Source organism: Streptomyces sp. BBFR2 (assembly GCF_044497305.1).
GTDB lineage: Bacteria > Actinomycetota > Actinomycetes > Streptomycetales > Streptomycetaceae > Streptomyces.
Genome location: NZ_CP172415.1, coordinates 5,642,280 through 5,662,058, shown reverse-complemented (window position 1 = coordinate 5,662,058; position 19,779 = coordinate 5,642,280). Strand labels below are relative to the sequence as shown.

The following is a 19,779-nucleotide window of genomic DNA, read 5'->3' as shown; positions in this document are numbered from 1 at the left end:
TTCGCCGGACGGGCCGATCCGCGGTTCCGCCTTCCCGCCACCGCGCCTTCACATCCGTGCCGCCCGCCGGCACACCTCCCCTCGCACCTCCCGGACCCCCGGCGCCCGCCGCCCCGGCTCCGGCGTACCACCGCCCCCGCCCGCCCGGTCCGCACGGACCGGCGCGTCCCCCACCCCTGCCTTCCCTCCCGCCGGCACCCTCGAAGAAGGGCGCACACCTATGCGCTTCGGCGTCATGACACTCATCGATCACACCCCGGACGCCCGGTCCGGGTATCTCGTCCCACCCGCCGAACGGTTCCGTGAGGTCGTCCAACTCGCGGTGCTCGCCGAGGAGTTGGGGTTCGACGCGTTCGGCGTCGGGGAGCGGCACGGCCCGCCGTTCCTGTCCAGCTCGCCGCCCGCGGTGCTCGGCGCCATCGCCGCGCGCACCCACCGCATCCGGCTCTTCACCACCGTCACCGTGCTCTCCACCCTCGACCCGGTCCGCGTCGCCGAGGACTACGCCACCGTCGACCAGCTCTCCGGCGGCCGCCTGGAACTCACCATCGGCAAGGGCAACGCGCCCGAACCCTGGGCGCTCTTCGGCCGCGACAGCGCCGAGCAGTACGCCCTCCAGGAGGAGAACTACGAACTGCTGCGGCGGCTGTGGAGCGAGGAGCAGGTCACCTGGTCCGGCTCCTTCCGCCCGCCGCTCACCGACGCGACCACCCTGCCCCGCCCCCACCAGCAGCCGCCCACCGTCTGGCACGGCAGCGCCACCAGCGAACGCTCCGTGGAACTGGCCGCCCTGTGGGGCGACCCGCTCTTCTCCGCCAACGCGATCCAGCCGGTGCCCCGCTACGCCGCCCTCATCGACCGCTACCGCGCCCGCTGGGAGGCGTACGGCCACGATCCGGCCGCCGCCCTCGTCGGCTCCGGCGGCACCCTGTACGCCGCGGCCGACGACCGCACCGCGCGCCGGGAGTTCGCGCCGTACTACGAGAGCGCCGTCGCCGCCCGGAACGTGCCCGGCAACAACACGCCCTTCCGCACCGTCGACGAGGCGGCCGACCACGGGCCGATGTTCATCGGCTCGCCCGACCGGATCGCCGGCAAGATCGCCGAGCAGCACCGCGCCTACGGCCACGCGCTGCAGTTCTTCTCCGTCGACACCGCCGGACTGCCCTTCGCCCGCCGCGCCGACGTCCTGCGGCTGACCGCCGCCGAGGTGCTGCCGCAACTGCGCCACGCCCTGCCCGACCCGCTGGACTGGCCGTACGCGCCCGGTACGGAGGCGGACGCGGCCGTCGCGGAGCCGGTCCGGTGACCGCCGTCCGCCGCGCCGGCGGCCCCACCGTGCTGCACACCACCGTCACCGACCCGCTCGCCCGCCCGCTGCTCGACGAGCTGACCCACGAGTACACCGTCCGCTACGGGCACCCCGCCGACCTCTCCCAGGAGTACCCGCCGTCCGCGTTCGCCCCGCCGCACGGCGCGTTCCTGCTGCTCCTGCAGGACGGCGAACCGGTCGCCGGGGGCGCCTACCGCCGCCACGACGCCCGCACCGCGGAGCTGAAACGCATCTGGACGCACTCCGCGCACCGCCGCCGGGGGCTGGCCCGCCAGGTCCTCCGAGCGCTGGAGGCGGAGGCCGCCGCCCACGGCTACACCCGCCTCTACCTGACGACGGGGTCCCGCCAGCCCGAGGCCAGGGGCCTCTACCTCGCGACGGGCTACCGCCCGCTCTTCGACCTGACCGCACCACCGGAGTCGATCGGCTCACTGCCGTTCGAGAAGTCCCTGGAGAACCGCCGGCCATGAGCAGACCCACCTCCCCCGCCCGGACCGCGGTACGCGCCGCCGCCCTCCTCGCCGCCGCCGCGCTGACCCTCGCCGGGTGCGCCGAGCCCGCGGACACCGGCAAGGACACACCGGGCGGCCACGGCACCGCCCTGCCCACCGCCGACGTCGTCTCCGGCATCGCGAAGGACCCGGCCGCCGCCGCGCTGCTCCCCGCCGAGGTACGCGCCCGCGGCACCCTCGCGCTCGCCTCCAGCATCGGTTCGCCGCCCGCCGCCTTCTACTTGCCGGACGGCAAGACCGTCGCCGGTCAGGACATCGACCTCGCGGACGCCGTCGGCAAGGTCCTGGGCCTGCGGCTGAAGCGGGAGCCCGCCAGCTTCGAGGCGATCCTGCCCGCCCTCGGCAGCGGCCGGTACGACGTCGGCACCGGCAACTTCGGCGTCACCGACGAACGCCGCAAGACCATCGACTTCGTCACCTACATCAACGACGGCCAGGGCTTCGCCGTCCGCGCGGACAGCCCCCTGAAGAAGGTCACCACGCTGACCCAGTTGTGCGGTCTGACCGTCGCCAGCGGCGCCGGGACCACCTTCGAGGCGTCCTTGGAGCGGGAACGCCCGCGCTGCGCCGCCGCCGGGAAGAAGCCGTACGACGTCAAGACGTACGCCGAGCAGTCCGCGCTCTACGCCTCGCTCCAGCAGGGCCGCACCGATGTGGTGATGAGCACCGTCAACGGACTGCGGTACGCCGTCAGCCGCCAGCCCGGGCTGCGGTACCTCAACACCTACCACCGGCTCGACGTCGGCTTCGCCTTCAAGAAGGGCAGCCCGCTGGCGCCCGCCTTCCGCGCCGCCGTCAACCACCTGATCAAGAGCGGGGATTACCGCACCGTCCTCAAGAAGTGGGCCACCACGGGCTCGGCGCTGCCCGCCTCGCGGATCAGCCCGCCGGAAGTCCGCTGACGCCCCGGGGCACGGACCGCCCGCCCCCGCACGGCCCGTGCCCCGCGCCGCCGCCCGCCCCTCCCGGGGCGGCCCGCCGGCCGTACCGCCCCGGGACGTTTTCCCGGACGTCGGACAGATGCCCTGGTCCCCCACCGGAACCTACCCGGTGGTCGAAAAGGCTTCCGGTGGCCCGTATGTCGACACCGCGCACCACCCACCCCTATCGTGATTTCCGTCACCACGTCAGTTCCCGTACCGCCCACGGAATCTGACAAGCTGCCACCCGCTCTGCACCAGAACTGTCACGAACCCCCCGTGCGGCGGCTATCCACTTGGCACACCCTCCGCCTCATGAAGGACCATAGGGGGGCGGACATACAGACACCGCGGGTGAGAGGAGGCGTCCATGGGATCGGTGCGCAAGGCGAGTGCCTGGCTTGGCCTCGTCGACGACAACGATGACGAGCGTTACTACGACGACGACTATGCCGAGGGACCTGAGCACGGGGCCCAGGGGACCGGCTCCTGGGTGACCGACCCGGGTCTGCGGGTGGCCGAGAGCCCGGCCGAGGACCAGAGCACCCGCATCGCCACGGTCACCCCGGACGGATTCGGGGACGCCCGCGGCATCGGTGAGCTGTTCCGCGGCGGCGTCCCGGTGATCGTCAACCTCACGGCGATGGAATCGGCCGACGCCAAGCGCGTGGTGGACTTCGCCGCCGGTCTCGCCTTCGGCCTGCGGGGCTCGATCGAGCGCGTCGCCACCCGGGTCTTCCTGCTCACCCCGGCCGACTACCGCGTCGTCAGCGGGGAGCCGCGCGACCGCAACGGCGGCTTCTTCAACCAGAGCTGACCGGGCGCGGGCCCGGTTCCGTCCGGCGGAGGGGAAGGCGGCACACACCGCCCCACCCTCCGCTTTTCGCTGTCCGGACACGGGCGGCGGACAGGTTCTCCGTCCGCCGCCCGCTCCCCGTCAGCGGAACGCGTCGAGCCCGGTGAGCGCCTTGCCCAGCACCAGTTGGTGCATCTCGACGGTGCCCTCGTAGGTCAGCACCGACTCCAGATTGGTGGCGTGCCGCATGACCGGGTACTCCAGGGAGATGCCGTTGGCGCCCAGGATCGTGCGGGAGGTGCGGCAGATCTCGATGGCCTCGCGGACGTTGTTGAGCTTGCCGAAGCTGACCTGCTCGGGGCGGAGCCGCCCGGCGTCCATCCGCCGCCCGAGGTGGTGGGCGAGCAGGACGCCCTTGTGCAGCTCGACGGCCATGTCGGCGAGCTTGGCCTGGGTGAGCTGGAAACCGCCGATGGGCCGGCCGAACTGCTCACGGGTGCGCGCGTACTCCAGCGCCGCCTCGAAACTGGCGCGCGCCGCGCCCATGGAGCCCCAGACGATGCCGTAGCGGGCGTGGCTGAGACAGCTCAGCGGACCGCGCAGTCCGCGGACCTCGGGCAACACCGCGTCGGCCGGGAGCCGGACGTCGTCCAGGACGAGTTCGCTGGTGACCGAGGCACGCAGCGACCACTTGTGACGGATCTCGGGGGCGGCGAAGCCGGGGGCGTCGGTGGGGACCACGAAGCCGCGGACGCCGTCGTCGGTGGCGGCCCAGACGACCGCGACCGACGCGACCGACCCGTTGGTGATCCACATCTTGCGGCCGTTGAGGATCCAGTCGGAGCCGTCGCGCCGGGCGTGGGTGCGCATCCCGGCGGGGTCGGAGCCGTGGTCCGGTTCGGTGAGGGCGAAGCAGCCGATGGCCTCGCCGGACGCCATCCGCGGCAGCCAGTGCTGCTTCTGCTCCTCGGAGCCGAAGCGGTGGATCGCGTACATGGCGAGCGAGCCCTGGACGGAGACGAGGGAGCGGATGCCGGAGTCGGCGGCCTCCAGCTCCAGGCAGGCCAGACCGTACTGGACGGCGGAGGCGCCGGCGCAGCCGTAGCCGGTCAGGGACATGCCGAGGGCGCCGAGGGAGCCCAGTTCGCGGGCGAGGTCGCGGATGCCGGGGAGTTCGCCGCGTTCGTACCAGTCGGCGATGTGCGGCAGGACGCGGTCGGCGGCCCAGCGGCGGACGGTGTCGCGTACCGCGCGGTCCTCGTCGGTGAGGAGGTCGTCGAGGCCCAGCGGGTCAGCCGCGTCGAACGGCGGGAGCGGCGAGGAGGGCGTGGCGGGCATGGCGGGGCCTCCGGCAGATCGGCGAAAAACTAGCAGTGGTAGTTACAGCGCGGTCCGACGGTACGGCGCACCCCGCCGCGCGGGCAAGAGCCGACGCGGCGGGGTGGGGCGGAGGAAAGGGCAGAAGCGCGGGCCGTCAGCCGTGGGTCCGCGCGGCGGCCGGTTCGCTGTCCAGACCGGGGGCGTTGTCCCCCTCGGCGCGCTCGGCGGAGTCCGCCGCCCGGCGCGGCAGCCGCAGCGCGATCGCCGCACCGGCCAGCAGCAGCACCGCACTGGCGACGAGCGTGATGTGCAGTCCGCGCACGAAGGCGTCGCGGGCCACCACCCGCAGCGCCGCCCCGGCCGGACCGTCGAGCGAGGCCGCCACCTTGTACGCCTCGCCGAGCGAGTGCGACGCGGCGGCCGACTCCCGCGCGGACACCCCGGCGACATGGCCGATCCCGGGGGCGTAGGCGGCGTTCATGACACTGCCCAGGAGCGCCACACCGATCCCCGCACCGAGCTGGTAGGACGTCTCGCCGATCGCCGCCGCGCCGCCCGCCTGCTCCGGGGGCGCCTCGCTGAGCATCGACTCGTACGCGCCGAAGAGCGTCGACTGGAAGCCGAAGCCGAGGAGGACGAAACCGGCGCAGAGCAGCCAGAAACGGTCGGTGGCGTTCATCGCGGTCAGGCAGAGCACCGCGCCGGCGGTGAGCACGAAGCCACAGGAGACCATCGTGCGCGGGCCGATGACCTGGAGGATCCGGGAGCCGGTGAGGCCCGCCGCCATCGCCGCGAAGACCAGCGGCAGCATCCGCAGCCCGGTCTGCAGCGGCGAGAGTCCGAGGACGAGCTGGAGGTACTGCACGGCTATCAACTGGAGACCGACCAGCGCCAGCATCGCCAGCACGATGCAGCCGACGGAGGTGCCGAACGCCGACCGGGCGAAGAGCCGCATGTCGATCAGCGGGTGCTCCCGGCGGCGCTGGCGCCGGACGAAGAGGACCAGCAGCGCGGCGCCCAGCACGATCGGGCCGAGGGTCGTCACGCCGAGCACGGCGGTGCCGCCGCCGATCCGCTTGACGCCCAGGACGACGCCGAGCACGCCGAGCGCCGCGATCACCGCGCCGACCACGTCCCAGGGGCCGTTGCGCTCACCCCGCGACTCGGGCAGCAGCCAGCGGCCGATCAGCAGCATGATCAGCATCATCGGGATGTTGATGAGGAAGACCGAACCCCACCAGAAGTTCTCGACGAGGAAGCCGCCGAGCACCGGCCCGACGGCCGCGCCCACCGCGGCGACCGCGCTCCACACCCCGATGGCGACGGCCCGCTCCCGGCGGTCGGGGAAGACCTGCCGCAGGATCGACAGCGTGGCCGGCATGATCATGGCGCCGCCGATACCGAGCAGCGCCCGCGCCGTCATCAGCACCTGCGGATCGGGCGCCAGCGCCGCCAGCGCCGACGCCGCGCCGAACAGGCCGTAGCCCAGCAGCAGGATCCGGCGCCGTCCCACCCGGTCGCCGAGCGTGCCGAAGAGGATCAGCAGCGACGCCGCGATCAGCGGATAGACGTCGACGATCCACAGCAGCTCCACCGGCCCGGGACGCAGATCCTCGGTCACGGAGGGCACGGCCACGTACAGGATCGTGGTGTCCAGCGCGACGAACAGCAGGCTGACGCAGAGCACGATGAGCACGGTCCAGCGGTTCGCGCCCCCGCCGGGGAGCCGGGGAACGCCGGCCGTCCGTCCCGTGCCGGACGGGCTCGTCCCGGTCATGCACGTACCTCCCTGTCAGGCACTCGCGGCCGCGGACCGGGGCACGAAAAAGCCCCGGGTCGAACCGGCGGCACGGGCGAGTTGAGACGTCAGACTACGCGAGTGGAGAACGGTGTCGTGAGGCTCACCTCCTGATGAGACGCGTATCGCAGGGCCCGCAGTTGCCCGGCCGGGGCCGGTACGGCGCACACCGGGCACCTGGATAATCGTCCGGATGAACGATCTCGCCTCGGCCGCCGCCCCCGGTCGGACGCCGTGCCGCCCCGCCGCACGGGGCGCGCTGCGCCGCGCACTGCCGGGCCTGGCGGCCTTCGCGGCGATCCGGCTGCTGGGCTGGGCGGTCCTCGCCGTCTGGTCCGCCGCACGGGGCGCGAGCTGGCACACGCTGCTCACCGCCCGCTGGGACTCCCTCTGGTACACCCGCGTCGCGGAGCTGGGCTACGGCTACACCGTGCCGCTGCCCGACGGCGGCTCCCACTCCAACCTCGCGTTCTTCCCGCTGCTGCCCTGGCTGGAGCGGCTGGGCTCGGCGCTCACCCCGCTCTCCCCCGCCGACGCCGGCATGGCCGTCGCCTGGCTCTCCTCCCTCGCCGCCGCCTGGGCGCTGTACGCGACGGGCGAGCGGCTGTACGGACCGCGCGCCGGGGTCGCGCTGGCCGCGCTGTGGGGCGCGCTGCCGATCGGCATCGTGCAGTCGATGGCGTACTCCGAGTCGCTCTTCACCGCCCTCGCGGCATGGGGCGTGTACGCGGTGTGGACCGGGCGGTGGGTGTGGGCCGGGGTGCTGGCGTCGCTGGCCGGGCTGACCCGGCCGGTCGGCGCCGCCGTCGCCGCCGCCGTGTGGCTGACCGCCGCGGCGGCGCTCCGCGCCGACCGGGCGGGCGGCGCCACCCTGCGGTCGAGCCTGGCCCGGCGCCGCGGACTGGTGACCGGTGTGCTGCTGGCGCCGCTCGGCTGGTGCGGCTACTTCCTGTGGGTCGGCGCGCAGCGGCACAGCCTCACCGGCTATCTCGACGTCCAGGGCGCCTGGGGCAACGGCTTCGACGGCGGTCTCGCCTTCGGCCGCTTCCTGTGGGGCCTGCTGACCGGCCCCGGCTGGGCCGGCGGCCTCGGACTGACCGCCGGGGTCGCGCTGGTCCTCGTCCTCTACGTGACGGGCGTCCGGCAGGGGCAGCCGCTGCCGCTGCTCACCTACTGCGGGGTGGTGGTGTTCCTCGCGCTCACCGCGAAGGGCTTCTTCGGCTCCAAGCCGCGGCTGATGCTCCCGGCGTACCCGCTGCTGCTGCCGCTCGCCGCGGCGCTCGCCCGGTGGCGTCCGCTCCGCTCCGGACTGCTGATCGGCGCGGTGGCGGTGGGCTCGGCGCTCTACGGGGCGTTCTGGCTCAACGGCACCGGCCCGCCGTGACCGGCGCCGCGGGTCCGACCGCACCGGCACCGGGCGGCGGTCCCCGCCCCGTCCCCCGGCCGCACGCACCGGCCCTCCGTGACCGGACGATCCCCCTCAGTGACCGGGCAGTCCCCCTCCGTGACCGGGGCGGCCCGGGGGAAACGGCGGGCGACGGCCGTGCCGCGCACGGATAAACAACCGTGGCGAAAAGAAGATAAAGCTCTCGCCGAAGTGCGGCGCGTGGATCGGACGGGAATCCGATTCTCCGTTAATTCGGTTCCGATTCCCCGTCGCCCGGTAACTTCGCGGGCACATTCCACATCACATCGTCATTACAAAGCGCACGGTCTGACCAGGCGCCTACATCACACGCGGTAACGTCGATTGAGTGCGTACCGATGAGAAGCTGGACCAGAGGGAGGGGCACCCGCCCGATCGCGCCCGACCACGCATGACCCCGACCCGCCAATGGCTGTTCTGGGGCACGCTGGCGGTGTATCTCGTGATCGTGGCCGGAGTGCTGGCCTCCACCTGGCTGGTCACCTTCGACTGGCAGGTCATGTTCTTCCGGCCCTACAAGCAGTGGCCGTCGATCCATGCCTTCCTCGACTACTTCGTCGTCCTGGGGCAGCGCGGCCCCACGGCGGTCGCCGTGGCGGCGTGGCTGGGCTGGCGCTGCTGGCGCCAGCGCAACCTCCACCCGCTGCTGGTCCTCGGCGCCTCGCTGCTGCTGCTGAACATGACGGTGGGCGCCGCGAAGATCGGCATGGGCCGCCTCGGACCGCACTACGCGACGGCCGTCGGCTCCAACGAGATGTGGCTCGGCGGCGACATATTCCCGTCCGGGCACACCGCGAACGCCGTGGTCACCTGGGGTGTGCTGGCGTATCTGGCCACCACCTCACTGCGCCGCAGGACGCTCTCGGTGATCGCCGCGCTGGGCGCGCTGGGCGTCGGCATGACGACCGTCTACCTCGGTACGCACTGGGTCAGCGACGTCCTGCTGGGCTGGGCCGCCGGTCTGCTGGTGCTGCTGGCGCTGCCGTGGATCGAGCCGGGGATCATCTGGGCGGAGGACCGCCTGATGGGCTACATCCTGCGGCTGTGGCTGCGGCTGCGCCCCGATTCGCTGCGCGGCCCGCTGCCGGCCGCCGCGCCCGCCGGACTCTCCCCGCAGCGCGTCACCCCGGACGGCGAGGTGGTACGCCACGACACCGTCCCCTCCGGCCCGTCGGCGCACTCCGGCGCCACCCGCGCGCCGGACGGCCGCCCGCACCACCCCGCGCGGCCGCACATCTCCCGCGCGGAGCGGGCGCCGGTCACCCCGGCGGGCAGCCGCCGCCCGCCGCACGCCGACCGGCTGCCGCGCACCACCCCGCTGAGCCCGGTCACCGGGCGCGGTCCCGGCGGCTGAGGCCGCCCCCACCCCGCGGGGCCGGTACGCACACCCGCCCCCCGCCACGAAGGCCCTGGCCGCTCCCGCGAGCGGCCAGGGCCTTCGCCGTCCGTACGCGGGCGCTCCTCACCCCCGCCAACTGCGGCGTACCCGGCCGTCCTCGACCTCGAAGTTGAGCCGTCCGGCGCGGTACTCCATGGTGATCAGCGCGCCCGGCGGCAGGGCGCGGACGGTGCTCCAGCCGCGCTCGCCGGCGCGCTCCTCCGCCTCCTGCCGGGCGAGGCCGACATACGCCTCGGGGTCGTCGTCGGGGCCGTTCGGAAGCTGTGGTTCGGGTGCCATGTCTGCCACGGTAGGCGCCGGCGGCGACACGCGGAAGGGCGTTCGGTTCCGCGCTCCGGTCTCTTCACGGTCTTTCATTGGTCACACTTGTGTCACGGCGGGCGGCTCGGCGTTTGCGGTAACTTCCGTCACTCCTACGCGCCGTACACCGGCGCATCCGGGTGGAAAACAAAGCGCCCGCCATTACGCGAGGCGCGAATTCCGGACAACCATCCGGGTGTTTTACGCGGATGACCGGACGCGGCCGGAATTCCCCCTCGGCCCGCCTCCGGATTCCCGGCCGCCGGGGGAATTCACCGGAGCCACCGGCCCGCGAAATGAGACACATTCCACACACACTTTTCGCACATCGGTCCTCCGGGCGGGCGACGCACCGCCCACCGCGCCTCCGGCGGCCCCCGCGCCACCACCGAGGCGGCGCGGGCGAATCCCACCGGAACGGACCGGAGCGCCCCCTCGCTCCCTCCGGGCCCCGCGCGCATCATGTGGCCCGTCCCCCGGTCCGGTCCGCCCCGGTGCCGGTCCGCCCCGACGAACGAGGTGCAGCGCATGGGTACCGACACCGTGCCCGCCGTCCGGCCGGTCCGGGCGCGGCATCCCGGACGGGTGCTGGCCGACTGGCTCTCGACGACGGACCACAAGCGGATCGGGTATCTCTACCTGATCACCTCGTTCGGGTTCTTCCTGATCGGCGGGGTGCTGGCGCTGGTGATGCGGGCCGAGCTGGCCCGGCCCGGACTCCAGCTCATCAGCGCCGAGCAGTTCAACCAGGCGTTCACCATGCACGGCACGATCATGCTGCTGCTCTTCGCCACCCCGGCGTTCGCGGGCTTCGCCAACGCGATCATGCCGCTGCAGATCGGCTCCCCGGACGTCGCCTTCCCTCGGCTGAACGCCCTGTCGTACTGGCTCTACCTCTTCGGCGGGCTGATGGTCCTCGGCGCGTTCCTCATGCCGGAGGGCGGCCCGGCCTTCGGCTGGACGGCGTACGCGCCGCTGAACTCGCCGGTCCACTCCCCCGGCATCGGCGCCGACCTGTGGGTGATGGGCCTGGCGCTGGCCGGGTTCGGCACGATCCTGGGGTCGGTCAACTTCGTCACCACGATCATCACGCTGCGGGCGCCGGGCATGACGATGTTCCGGATGCCGGTCTTCACCTGGAACATCCTCTTCACGTCGGTGCTGGTGCTGATGGCGTTCCCGGTGCTGGCGGCGGCGCTGCTGGTGCTGGAGGCGGACCGGCGCTTCGGGGCGGTCGTCTTCGAGCCGCAGTGGGGCGGGGCGCTGCTGTGGCAGCACCTCTTCTGGTTCTTCGGGCACCCGGAGGTCTACATCATCGCGCTGCCGTTCTTCGGCATCATCACCGAGATCATCCCGGTCTTCTCCCGCAAACCGGTCTTCGGCTACGTGATGCTGATCGGCGCCACCATGGCGATCACCGCGCTGTCGGTGATGGTCTGGGCGCACCACATGTTCGCCACCGGGGCGGTGCTGCTGCCGTTCTTCTCGCTGATGTCGTTCCTGATCGCGGCGCCGACGGGGGTGAAGTTCTTCAACTGGATCGGCACGATGTGGCACGGTTCGCTGTCGTTCGAGACGCCGATGCTGTGGTCCGCCGGCTTCCTGGTGAGCTTCCTCTTCGGCGGGCTGACCGGCGTCATCCTCGCCTCACCGCCGCTGGACTTCCACGTCACCGACACGTACTTCGTCGTCGCCCACTTCCACTACGTGGTCTTCGGGACGGTGGCGTTCGCGACGTTCGCGGGCTTCTACTTCTGGTGGCCGAAGTTCACCGGCAAGCTGCTCGACGAGCGGCTCGGGAAGATCCATTTCTGGACCCTCTTCACCGGCTTCCACCTGACCTTCCTCGTCCAGCACTGGCTGGGCGCCGAGGGCATGCCGCGCCGCTACGCCGACTACCTCGCGGCCGACGGCTTCACCGCCCTCAACACGCTCTCCACGACGGGCGCGTTCCTGCTCGGCATCTCCACGCTGCCGTTCCTCTACAACGTCTGGTACACCGCCCACCACGGCGTCCGTACGGAGCTGGACGACCCCTGGGGCTTCGGGCGCTCGCTGGAGTGGGCGACGTCCTGCCCGCCGCCGCGGCACAACTTCACCACGCTGCCGCGCATCCGCTCCGAGTCGCCCGCCTTCGACCTGCACCACCCCGAGGTGGCCGCCGACACCGCCCGGCGGGCCGCGGCGGCCCACCGGAAGACCCGGAGCCGATGACCCGTCAGTCGGTGGTCTCCGGGCCCGCGACCCGCAGCGACAGATCGTTGTCGAGCGTGTAGTACGGACCGACCCGCACCTCCGCGCCGGCCGCCGGGACCGGCATCGCGGGATAGGAGAAGACCTGCTTCTTGTCCGCGACGTCGTCCAGCAGCCGGCCGATCCGCACCGGCGGCGCGCCCTCGGCGGGCACCAGCCACAGGTCCCACGGCTCGCTGCCGCCACGCCAGTGCCCGGCCGGGCCCTCGTACGGCAGCGTGAAGGAGAAGCAGGCGCCGTCGGCGGTGAGCGGGGCGGTGACGGTGGGGCCGCCGGCGCGGCGGGAGCGGGCCTCGACGTGGGCGCCCGGCCCGGGCAGCGCGCCGTAGAGCCGCCCCTCGGCGGTCATGCCCGCGCGGTCCACCAGGATATCCCCGGCCTCCGCGTGCGGGCCGCGCAGCCAGCTCCGCAGCGCCAGATTGCCGAGCTTGGTGGTGTACGGGATGCGGACGCCGAGGCGGCCGATCCCGGCGAGCGGACGGCGGTCCACCAGGGAGCGCAGGTCGTTGAGGCCGGGCAGCAGGCGGCGCGGGGCGTGGCCGTCGCCGAGGTCGGCGTAGACCTGCCAGCGGCCCTCGGCGAGCGCGACGGTGCTGGGCAGGACGGCGCGCAGCCCGCCCTCGCCGTTCGGCCCGAGCGGCAGCCTGACCTCCTCGGCGTCCGCGCCGCGCAGCCGCAGCACCAGCGCCGCGCTCCAGGTGGTGCGGACGTCCGGCGGGGCCGCCAGATCGAAGGTGAGGCCGCCCGCGGAGTCGGCGATGCAGTCGGCCGTCAGAGCGGGCGGGGCGCCGCCGGTGCCCTCGGCGGAACCCGCCGCGGGCGGTCGCGTCGAGGTGTTCATACCGTCCGCACCCCTCTCAGTGCGGCGCTCGCCGCGTCCTTGGTGACGTAGGCGCCGCTCAGCAGGGCGCCGCGGGTACGGTGCAGCGCGCCGCGCAGGCGGTTGCCCCGCTTCTCCGCGAGGAGCTGCCCGAAGAGGGCCTCGTACCGCGCGGCGATCCGGGCGGGGTCGAAACGGGCGGCGGCGGTGAGCGCCGCGCGGCCCATCCGGCGGCGCGCCGCGTCGTCGTCGATCAGCGAGAGCAGCGCCCCGGCCATCGCGCCGGGATCGCCCACCGGGACGAGTCTGCCGTCCACGCCGTCGTCGATGATCTCGCCGGGCCCGTGCGGGCAGTCGGTGGCGACGACGGGCAGTCCGCAGCGCATCGCCTCCACGATCGTCATCCCGAAGGACTCCAGGCTGGAGGAGACCGCGGCGATCGAGCCCTTGGCCCACTCCGGCTCCAGGGGGCTGGCCGGGCCCATCAGGAAGACGTGGTTGTACAGGCCCAGCTCGTCGATGAGGGCGCGCAGCGCGGCCTTCTCGGAGCCGCCGCCGTAGATCCGCAGCCGCCAGTCCGGGCGGGCCGCCGCGACCTCGGCGAACGCCCGGATCAGCACGTCGTACCGCTTGACGCGGGCGAGCCGGCCGGCCGCCACCACCCACTTGCCGGTGGCGTCGGCCGGGGCGAGGCCGGGCGCGGGCACGCTGTTGGGCACCGCCTCGACACGGACGCCGGGCAGCCGCAGCCGGCGGTAGGCGGCGGCGTCCGCCTCGGTGACGGTGGTGAGCGCGTCCAGGCGCGGGTAGACGCCGCGCAGCGCCAGCCGCAGCGCCCGGCTGTGGGAGTCGAGGGTGAGGTGCTCCTGACCGACGCGGACCACACCGCGGCGGGTCTGCCGGGCGATGTGGACGTTGAGCCCGGGGCGGGTGCCGACGACGAGGTCCGCCTCGATACGGCGCAGATGCCGGGCGATGCGCCGGTCCGTCAGCTCGCTGTACTGACCGAAGCGGCCCTCGGCGGCGGGGAAGACCTTCGCCGCCCGGCCGAACGCCGGGTCCCTGCCGTCGTAGCCGGGCGAGTCCTCGCGCAGATCCACGAGGTGGCGCAGCCGGACCGCGGGGCCGAGTCCGAGGACGGGGGTGTCACGGTGGCGCAGCACGGAGACGATCTCGACGTCGTGGTGCGCGGAGAGCGCGTGGGCGAGGTTGAACGTCGTGCGGATCGTCCCACCGATGCCGTACGCGTTGTGAATCAGGAATGAGATCTGCATCCGTCCCGTATCCCCTGGCTTTCCGGTCGCCCTCGCGCCGGATCGTGTCGCGGACGCGGTACGCGGCCCCCCGGGTGGGCGGCGCCGCGCGAGCGGGCCCGCGCGGACGTACAGGAGGTCGCCGTGCGTCCGACTGCTGAACGGTTGGACCGGGCGGAACGGTTCCAGGTTGAGGGCTTATGCCAAGTTGTTCGGAGAAAGTTAGGTCATCGGTAGCGATATGACGGAACCTGCGGCGCTGATTCCACATCAGCCCCCGTCAGTACGGGGCGGGGGCACGGCCGTCCGGGAACGGCCACGGGGCCCGCGGGTACGGCCCGGCTTCCCCGGCGTCCGGCACGCCGGGGGCGGCGGCCTCCCCGGTGACGGCTGACGCCGTCGGCGGGTCCCCGTAGCCGTGGCCGCTCAGCCCGTAGCGCCGGGAGCAGACCGGCCAGGCGTCCCAGCCCTGGGCGGCGAGGACCTTCTCGGCGACCGCGGTCTGCGCCGCGCGGGGGGCGAGGTCGGCGCGCGGGGCGTACGCGAGGCCGCCGTGCGCCTCCCAGGTGCTCTGCCGGAACTGGAGCCCGCCGTAGTAGCCGTTACCGGTGTTGAGCTGCCAGTTCCCGCCGCTTTCGCACTCGGCGACGCAGCCCCAGGGCCAGCCGTCCGCGGCACAGGCGGGAACGGTCCCGGCACCGGGCACGGGCGCCGGCCCCGGGTCCGCTGCGGCGGACGGGGCGGCGGCGAGCGCGAACAGCAGCGCGGCGGCGGCCAGCGGCCCGGGGCGCACCGGACGACGGGGCGGCGTGACGACGGGTTCCGGGGCATCCGGCATGGCGGGCATCGCCGCACCGTAGGCGGCCGTCGCGGACACCGCCCGCCGCCACGCCCGGCCACGGCGGCGCCCCACCCGGCCGGCGGCGCCCCGTGGCGTACGGGGGATCCGCGGCGTACGAGGGCCCCGGGACGGTCGCGGATCCCGCCCGGGGCCGCGCGTCCGGCCGCCGCGCGTCCGGCCCCGGCCGAGCACCTGGGCACCGCACACCGCGCCCGGTCGCCCCGCCCCTGCCGCGCCCGCGCCACGCCCCCGCGCCGCCCGGAACGCGCCCCGTTCCGTCCCGGAACGTGCGCGGGGTCTGGCGTCCGACGACCGTTTTCGGTACTCCATTCCCGTGTGCGGTGATCGGTTCGATTCCGTGCCGGTCCGCGCGTGACTCCGGCCGCCGCTCACCCGTTGTCCATGTCGGCGAGCCGGGGACGACACCCGGCCCCGTACCTGCCGGGGTCCCCCGGCACCCCCGCAGAGATCGAGGAGCCACCCGTGCCGCGCATGCTCGACGTCAGCGACGACGTTCGCGCCGAGATCGGCGACGAAGAAGCCGACCGCCTGCTGGCCGGTGGAGACGCCCCCGGCAGCTACGACTGCACCTCCTGCCGCACCCCGGGCGACAGCGAGCAGGAGCGCACCAGCACCGTCCTGTTCGTCGGCGAGGAGACCGCGGTGCTCGCCTTCGCCCACGCCACCTGCATCCCCTCGCAGGTCGTCTCGGTCTCCGAGGAGCAGCTCAAGGGCGCCGTGCAGTCCATCCATGCCGCGCAGCGGTCCGGGACCGCGCCCACCCGCCCGGTGCCGGTGAGCGAGCGCCAGGCGACGCTCGGGATCACCTGCGGGCTGGTGCTGGTCTCGGGCGAGCTGCGGGCGGCGCTGGTCGTCGAGCCGGACGGCCCGATCGCCCGCCCCGGCTCGGTCAGCCTGGACGACGACTTCCTGCCGCTCCTGCTGGAGCAGGGCTTCCACCCGGTCACCGACATGGACGTACTGCCCGCGCCGAACCCGGGCTGGTCGGCGCTGCTCGCCATGGGCAAGCTGCACGCCGTGCTCCAGCCGGGCAACACCGGCAGCCAGGCCGCCTGGTGGCAGGCGCACCAGCCGCTGGCCGTGTCCGACGGCTGGCGGGCCGCCGCCACCAAGGCGCAGTCGGTGCTGATGTACGCCGCACCGGCCGGCGCCATCGGCCACCAGCCGCGGGAGGACCTGATGCGCCAGGCGATGGAGAAGGCCGCCGCCCGGGGCGTCCTGGTCGCCGGCGAGATGCCGCTGGCCGGCACCTGAGCGTTCCGGAGAGAGCTCCGGCCCCGCCGATCGCGGGGGCGTTCCCGTACGACGTACCGGGAACGCCCCCGCGATCGGTCATTTCGGGACCGGAGCCGCATCCCCGGCGATCCGGGTTCGTTGGTGCAGACGTGCACCCCTATGACCCCTTCTCGCGCCCCCGCCCTCCGCAGCAGATCCCCGGGATGCGTCCGTCGCAGGATCCCGGCACCGCGGGCACCGGCCGTTCGGCCACCCCGATCTACGACGCGCTGTACGCCGAGTACCGGCGGGCGTTCCGGGCGTTGCCCGGCGACCGCACCGGCGAGGAGGAACAGCCGGGTACCGGCCACGGCGGCAGCAGTTGGAGCCGCACCGCCGCCTCCCCCGGCCAGTGGGAGCGCGTCGCCCGACAGCCCTACCGGCCGCGGGGCGCCCTGCCCGCCCTGCCGCCGGGCAAGCACAGCGCCCGGCCGCACGACCACTGAGTCCTGCGACCGGGCGCCGCCCGGAGCGGGGCCGGACCGTACGGCCCGGCCCCCGCCGTCACTTCTTCTTCTGGCCGCGCTTCTCCCGCACCCGGACGGAGAGGTGGATCGGCGTGCCCTCGAAGCCGAACTCCTCGCGCAGCCGGCGCTCGATGAAGCGGCGGTAGCCCGCCTCCAGGAAGCCGGAGGCGAAGAGGACGAACCGCGGCGGCTTCGTGCCCGCCTGCGTGCCGAAGAGGATGCGGGGCTGCTTACCGCCGCGGATCGGGTGCGGGTGGGCGGCCACGATCTCGCCGAGGAAGGCGTTCAGCCGGCCGGTGGGGACGCGGGTCTCCCACCCGGCGAGCGCCGTCTCGATCGCCGGGACCAGCTTCTCCATGTGGCGGCCGGTACGCGCCGAGACGTTGACCCGCATCGCCCACGGCACCTGCACGAGATCCCGCTCGATCTCCCGCTCCAGGTAGAAGCGGCGCTCCTCGTCGAGGGTGTCCCACTTGTTGTACGCGATGACCAGGGCGCGTCCGGCCTCCACGGCCATGGTGATGATGCGCTGGTCCTGCACGCTGATCGACTCGCTGGCGTCGATCAGGACGACGGCGACCTCGGCCTTCTCGACGGCGGCGGCGGTACGCAGCGAGGCGTAGTAGTCGGCGCCCTCCTGGAGGTGGACACGGCGGCGGATACCGGCGGTGTCGACGAACTTCCAGGTGGTGCCGCCCAGCTCGATCAGCTCGTCGACCGGGTCGCGGGTGGTGCCGGCGAGTTCGTTGACGACCACGCGCTCCTCCCCGGCGACCTTGTTGAGCAGCGAGGACTTACCGACGTTCGGGCGGCCGATGAGGGCGATGCGGCGGGGGCCGCCGAGCGCGGTGCCGAAGGTCTGCGCGGGCGCCTCGGGCAGCGCGTCGAGGGCGGCGTCCAGCATGTCGCCGGTGCCGCGGCCGTGCAGCGCGGAGACCGGGTGCGGTTCGCCCAGCCCCAGCGACCAGAGCATCGCGGCGTCGGCCTCGCCGGAGGGGCCGTCGACCTTGTTGGCGACGAGCACGACGGGCTTGCCGGAGCGGCGCAGCAGCTTGACGACGGCCTCGTCGGTGTCGGTCGCGCCGACCTTGGAGTCGACGACGAAGATGACCGCGTCGGCCGCGTCGATGGCGAACTCGGCCTGCATCGCCACGGAGGCGTCGATGCCGAGGACGTCCTGCTCCCAGCCGCCGGTGTCGACGACCTTGAAGCGGCGGCCGTTCCAGTCGGCCTCGTAGGTGACGCGGTCGCGGGTGACGCCCGGCCGGTCCTCGACGACCGCCTCACGGCGGCCGATGATGCGGTTCACCAGCGTCGACTTACCGACGTTGGGGCGGCCGATGACGGCGAGGACGGGCAGCGGGCCGTGTCCGGCCGCCGCGATGTCCCCGCCGACCTCCTCGGGGTCGAAGCCCTCCTGCGCGGCGAGCTCCATGAACTCCGCGTACTCGGCGTCGCCAAGCGCACCGTGCTCGTCGCCGGTGTCGATCTGGTCGTTCATGAAGTCCGTTCCTCGTCCTGCTCACTGTGCGGCGTCGCCGCGTGGCTTCTCATCGGCGGGCCGCGTCGGTCCGCCGCTCAAGTGTCGGTCAGCGCCCGGTCAGGCGCCTGGCGTTTTCCAGGTGGGCGGTGAGCCTGCCCTGGATCCGCACGGTCGCCTCGTCCAGCGCCTTGCGGGTGCGCCGCCCCGAGCCGTCGCCCGCCTCGAAGGCGTCACCGAAGACGACGTCGACGCGGCCCCGCAGCGGCGGCACCGCCGGGGCGATACGGCTCCTGCGGTCGGCGGAGCCGAGCACCGCCACCGGGACGACCGGCGCGCCGGAGCGCACCGCGAAGTACGCGAGACCGGCCCGCAGCGAGGCGAAGTCGCCCTCGCCCCGGGTGCCCTCCGGGAAGATGCCCAGCACACCGTCGTTCTCCAGCACCGCGAGGGCGTCGGTGATCGCCTTGCGGTCGGTGGTGGATCGGTCCACCTTCAGTTGGCCGATGCCGCGCAGGAACGGATCCAGCGGGCCGATGAACGCTTCCTTCTTGATCAGGAAGTGCACCGGCCGGGGCGCCGTGCCCATCAGCATCGGGCCGTCGAGGCCGTGCGCGTGGTTGACCGCCAGGATCACCGGCCCGGCCGACGGCACCCGCCAGGCGCCCAGCACCCGGGGCCGCCACAGGCCGTACATCAGGCCGATGCCGATCCGCCGGCCGACCGCGGCGCCCGCCTCGCTCGGGGCCACGTCGCTGGTGGTCACCGGGCGTCCCGCCCCGCCTTCGCGGCGCCCGCGCCCTCGATGAGGGTGACGACGCACTCGATGACCTGCTCCAGCGTCAGCTCGGTGGTGTCGACCTCGACGGCGTCGTCCGCCTTCGCCAGCGGCGAGGTCTTACGGGAGGAGTCGGCGGCGTCGCGCTTGATCAGGGCCTCGCGGGTGGCCGCCAGATCGCCGGCGTCCTTGCCCTTCAGCTCACCGCTGCGGCGGGCGGCGCGCGCCTCGGCGGAGGCGGTGAGGAAGATCTTCAGGTCGGCGTCGGGCAGCACCGTGATGCCGATGTCGCGGCCCTCGACGACGATGCCGTGCGGCGCCTCGGCGGCGATGGCGCGCTGCAGCTCGGTGATCCGGGTGCGTACCTCGGGGACCGCGCTGACGGCGCTGACCGCGGCGGTGACCTCCTGGGTGCGGATCGGGCCGGCCGCGTCGAGGTCGTCGACGGCGATGGTCGGGGCGGCCGGGTCGGTGCCGGAGACGATCGCGGGCTTGCCGCTGGCCTCGGCGACCGCCTGGGCGTCGTTCACGTCGATGCCGTTGTTCAGCATCCACCAGGTGATCGCGCGGTACTGGGCGCCGGTGTCGAGGTAGCCGAGGCCGAGCTTGGCGGCGACCGCCTTGGACGTGCTGGACTTGCCCGTGCCAGCGGGGCCGTCGATGGCGACAATCACTGCAGCCGGGGCGGTCCGGGCGGCGGTTTCCACGGTGGTGAACACCTTTCTGGTTGCACGGGGCGGGGGTCCACGGGCCGAATGGCCTCCGTCAAGGTTACTGGCTCCCCCGC

General features: G+C 73.6%; 18 protein-coding genes. 9 read left to right on the top strand and 9 right to left on the bottom strand.

Features of this window, described 5'->3' with window-relative positions; genetic code table 11:
- The first annotated feature begins 220 nt into the window (after positions 1 to 220).
- The 4 genes from ACGH2B_RS23075 (at position 221) to ACGH2B_RS23060 (ending at position 3,582) form a co-directional block, all read left to right on the top strand.
- Positions 221 to 1,309 (top strand): LLM class flavin-dependent oxidoreductase, encoded by a 1,089-nt coding sequence (locus ACGH2B_RS23075; protein ID WP_399093093.1) that lies wholly within the window; start codon positions 221 to 223, stop codon positions 1,307 to 1,309.
- On the top strand, positions 1,306 to 1,803 hold the full coding sequence (locus tag ACGH2B_RS23070) for a GNAT family N-acetyltransferase (RefSeq protein ID WP_399093090.1): 498 nt from the start codon (positions 1,306 to 1,308) through the stop codon (positions 1,801 to 1,803). Before ACGH2B_RS23075 ends, ACGH2B_RS23070 begins: the two co-directional genes overlap by 4 nt.
- Positions 1,800 to 2,747 (top strand): ABC transporter substrate-binding protein, encoded by a 948-nt coding sequence (locus tag ACGH2B_RS23065; RefSeq protein ID WP_399093087.1) that lies wholly within the window; start codon positions 1,800 to 1,802, stop codon positions 2,745 to 2,747. Before ACGH2B_RS23070 ends, ACGH2B_RS23065 begins: the two co-directional genes overlap by 4 nt.
- A gap of 388 nt (positions 2,748 to 3,135) precedes the next feature.
- A complete protein-coding gene (locus ACGH2B_RS23060) occupies positions 3,136 to 3,582 on the top strand; it encodes a cell division protein SepF (RefSeq protein ID WP_399093084.1) in 447 nt (148 codons plus the stop codon).
- Positions 3,583 to 3,702: 120 nt separating this feature from the next.
- Here the strand turns inward: ACGH2B_RS23060 and ACGH2B_RS23055 are convergent, their stop codons facing one another.
- Positions 3,703 to 4,899 (bottom strand): acyl-CoA dehydrogenase family protein, encoded by a 1,197-nt coding sequence (locus ACGH2B_RS23055; RefSeq protein ID WP_399093081.1) that lies wholly within the window; start codon positions 4,897 to 4,899, stop codon positions 3,703 to 3,705.
- Positions 4,900 to 5,035: 136 nt separating this feature from the next.
- Positions 5,036 to 6,658, bottom strand: coding sequence for an MFS transporter (locus ACGH2B_RS23050; RefSeq protein ID WP_399093078.1), 1,623 nt, complete (start codon positions 6,656 to 6,658; stop codon positions 5,036 to 5,038).
- 214 nt (positions 6,659 to 6,872) lie between these two features.
- Here ACGH2B_RS23050 and ACGH2B_RS23045 point away from each other — a divergent pair, with 214 nt between their 5' ends.
- The gene (locus tag ACGH2B_RS23045) at positions 6,873 to 8,063 is read left to right on the top strand and encodes a hypothetical protein (protein ID WP_399093075.1); all 1,191 of its coding nucleotides are present in this window, start codon (positions 6,873 to 6,875) and stop codon (positions 8,061 to 8,063) included.
- Between the two features lie 370 nt (positions 8,064 to 8,433).
- Entirely contained in the window at positions 8,434 to 9,459 is a 1,026-nt protein-coding gene (locus tag ACGH2B_RS23040) for a phosphatase PAP2 family protein (protein ID WP_399093072.1), read from the top strand.
- Positions 9,460 to 9,567: 108 nt separating this feature from the next.
- Here the strand turns inward: ACGH2B_RS23040 and ACGH2B_RS23035 are convergent, their stop codons facing one another.
- Positions 9,568 to 9,783 carry an I78 family peptidase inhibitor gene (locus ACGH2B_RS23035; RefSeq protein WP_399093069.1) on the bottom strand — a complete coding sequence of 72 codons (216 nt, stop codon included), beginning with the start codon at positions 9,781 to 9,783 and terminating at the stop codon, positions 9,568 to 9,570.
- A gap of 549 nt (positions 9,784 to 10,332) precedes the next feature.
- Between ACGH2B_RS23035 and ctaD the strand changes: the two genes are divergently transcribed.
- On the top strand, positions 10,333 to 12,018 hold the full coding sequence (ctaD, locus tag ACGH2B_RS23030; protein ID WP_399093067.1) for a cytochrome c oxidase subunit I: 1,686 nt from the start codon (positions 10,333 to 10,335) through the stop codon (positions 12,016 to 12,018).
- A gap of 4 nt (positions 12,019 to 12,022) precedes the next feature.
- Here ctaD and ACGH2B_RS23025 read toward each other — a convergent pair whose 3' ends face one another.
- From ACGH2B_RS23025 to ACGH2B_RS23015, 3 genes are all read right to left on the bottom strand, one after another.
- Positions 12,023 to 12,898, bottom strand: coding sequence for a hypothetical protein (locus ACGH2B_RS23025; protein ID WP_399093064.1), 876 nt, complete (start codon positions 12,896 to 12,898; stop codon positions 12,023 to 12,025).
- Positions 12,895 to 14,151 (bottom strand): glycosyltransferase family 4 protein, encoded by a 1,257-nt coding sequence (locus ACGH2B_RS23020; RefSeq protein WP_399093061.1) that lies wholly within the window; start codon positions 14,149 to 14,151, stop codon positions 12,895 to 12,897. Before ACGH2B_RS23020 ends, ACGH2B_RS23025 begins: the two co-directional genes overlap by 4 nt.
- A 259-nt stretch (positions 14,152 to 14,410) precedes the next feature.
- Positions 14,411 to 14,977: a transglycosylase family protein gene (locus ACGH2B_RS23015; RefSeq protein WP_399093058.1), complete on the bottom strand. Its 567-nt coding sequence runs from the start codon at positions 14,975 to 14,977 to the stop codon at positions 14,411 to 14,413.
- 477 nt (positions 14,978 to 15,454) lie between these two features.
- Between ACGH2B_RS23015 and ACGH2B_RS23010 the strand changes: the two genes are divergently transcribed.
- On the top strand, positions 15,455 to 16,246 hold the full coding sequence (locus ACGH2B_RS23010) for a hypothetical protein (RefSeq protein ID WP_399093055.1): 792 nt from the start codon (positions 15,455 to 15,457) through the stop codon (positions 16,244 to 16,246).
- 185 nt (positions 16,247 to 16,431) lie between these two features.
- The gene (locus ACGH2B_RS23005; RefSeq protein ID WP_399093052.1) at positions 16,432 to 16,713 is read left to right on the top strand and encodes a hypothetical protein; all 282 of its coding nucleotides are present in this window, start codon (positions 16,432 to 16,434) and stop codon (positions 16,711 to 16,713) included.
- Between the two features lie 58 nt (positions 16,714 to 16,771).
- Here ACGH2B_RS23005 and der read toward each other — a convergent pair whose 3' ends face one another.
- The 3 genes from der to cmk form a co-directional block, all read right to left on the bottom strand.
- Positions 16,772 to 18,235 (bottom strand): ribosome biogenesis GTPase Der, encoded by a 1,464-nt coding sequence (gene der, locus ACGH2B_RS23000; protein ID WP_399093049.1) that lies wholly within the window; start codon positions 18,233 to 18,235, stop codon positions 16,772 to 16,774.
- Between the two features lie 88 nt (positions 18,236 to 18,323).
- On the bottom strand, positions 18,324 to 18,980 hold the full coding sequence (locus tag ACGH2B_RS22995; protein WP_399093046.1) for a lysophospholipid acyltransferase family protein: 657 nt from the start codon (positions 18,978 to 18,980) through the stop codon (positions 18,324 to 18,326).
- Positions 18,977 to 19,699: a (d)CMP kinase gene (cmk, locus tag ACGH2B_RS22990; RefSeq protein WP_399093043.1), complete on the bottom strand. Its 723-nt coding sequence runs from the start codon at positions 19,697 to 19,699 to the stop codon at positions 18,977 to 18,979. Before cmk ends, ACGH2B_RS22995 begins: the two co-directional genes overlap by 4 nt.
- Positions 19,700 to 19,779: the final 80 nt, after the last annotated feature.

Excerpts from the sequence above, each read along its gene's own strand:
- ACGH2B_RS23075 (WP_399093093.1), top strand. The coding sequence starts at position 221 with ATGCGCTTCGGCGTCATGACACTCATCGATCACACCCCGGACGCCCGG.
- ACGH2B_RS23065 (WP_399093087.1), top strand. The coding sequence starts at position 1,800 with ATGAGCAGACCCACCTCCCCCGCCCGGACCGCGGTACGCGCCGCCGCC.
- ACGH2B_RS23060 (WP_399093084.1), top strand. The coding sequence starts at position 3,136 with ATGGGATCGGTGCGCAAGGCGAGTGCCTGGCTTGGCCTCGTCGACGAC.
- ACGH2B_RS23055 (WP_399093081.1), bottom strand. The coding sequence starts at position 4,899 with ATGCCCGCCACGCCCTCCTCGCCGCTCCCGCCGTTCGACGCGGCTGAC.
- ACGH2B_RS23050 (WP_399093078.1), bottom strand. The coding sequence starts at position 6,658 with ATGACCGGGACGAGCCCGTCCGGCACGGGACGGACGGCCGGCGTTCCC.
- ACGH2B_RS23045 (WP_399093075.1), top strand. The coding sequence starts at position 6,873 with ATGAACGATCTCGCCTCGGCCGCCGCCCCCGGTCGGACGCCGTGCCGC.
- ACGH2B_RS23035 (WP_399093069.1), bottom strand. The coding sequence starts at position 9,783 with ATGGCACCCGAACCACAGCTTCCGAACGGCCCCGACGACGACCCCGAG.
- ctaD (WP_399093067.1), top strand. The coding sequence starts at position 10,333 with ATGGGTACCGACACCGTGCCCGCCGTCCGGCCGGTCCGGGCGCGGCAT.
- ACGH2B_RS23025 (WP_399093064.1), bottom strand. The coding sequence starts at position 12,898 with ATGAACACCTCGACGCGACCGCCCGCGGCGGGTTCCGCCGAGGGCACC.
- ACGH2B_RS23020 (WP_399093061.1), bottom strand. The coding sequence starts at position 14,151 with ATGCAGATCTCATTCCTGATTCACAACGCGTACGGCATCGGTGGGACG.
- ACGH2B_RS23015 (WP_399093058.1), bottom strand. The coding sequence starts at position 14,977 with ATGCCCGCCATGCCGGATGCCCCGGAACCCGTCGTCACGCCGCCCCGT.
- ACGH2B_RS23005 (WP_399093052.1), top strand. The coding sequence starts at position 16,432 with ATGCGTCCGTCGCAGGATCCCGGCACCGCGGGCACCGGCCGTTCGGCC.
- der (WP_399093049.1), bottom strand. The coding sequence starts at position 18,235 with ATGAACGACCAGATCGACACCGGCGACGAGCACGGTGCGCTTGGCGAC.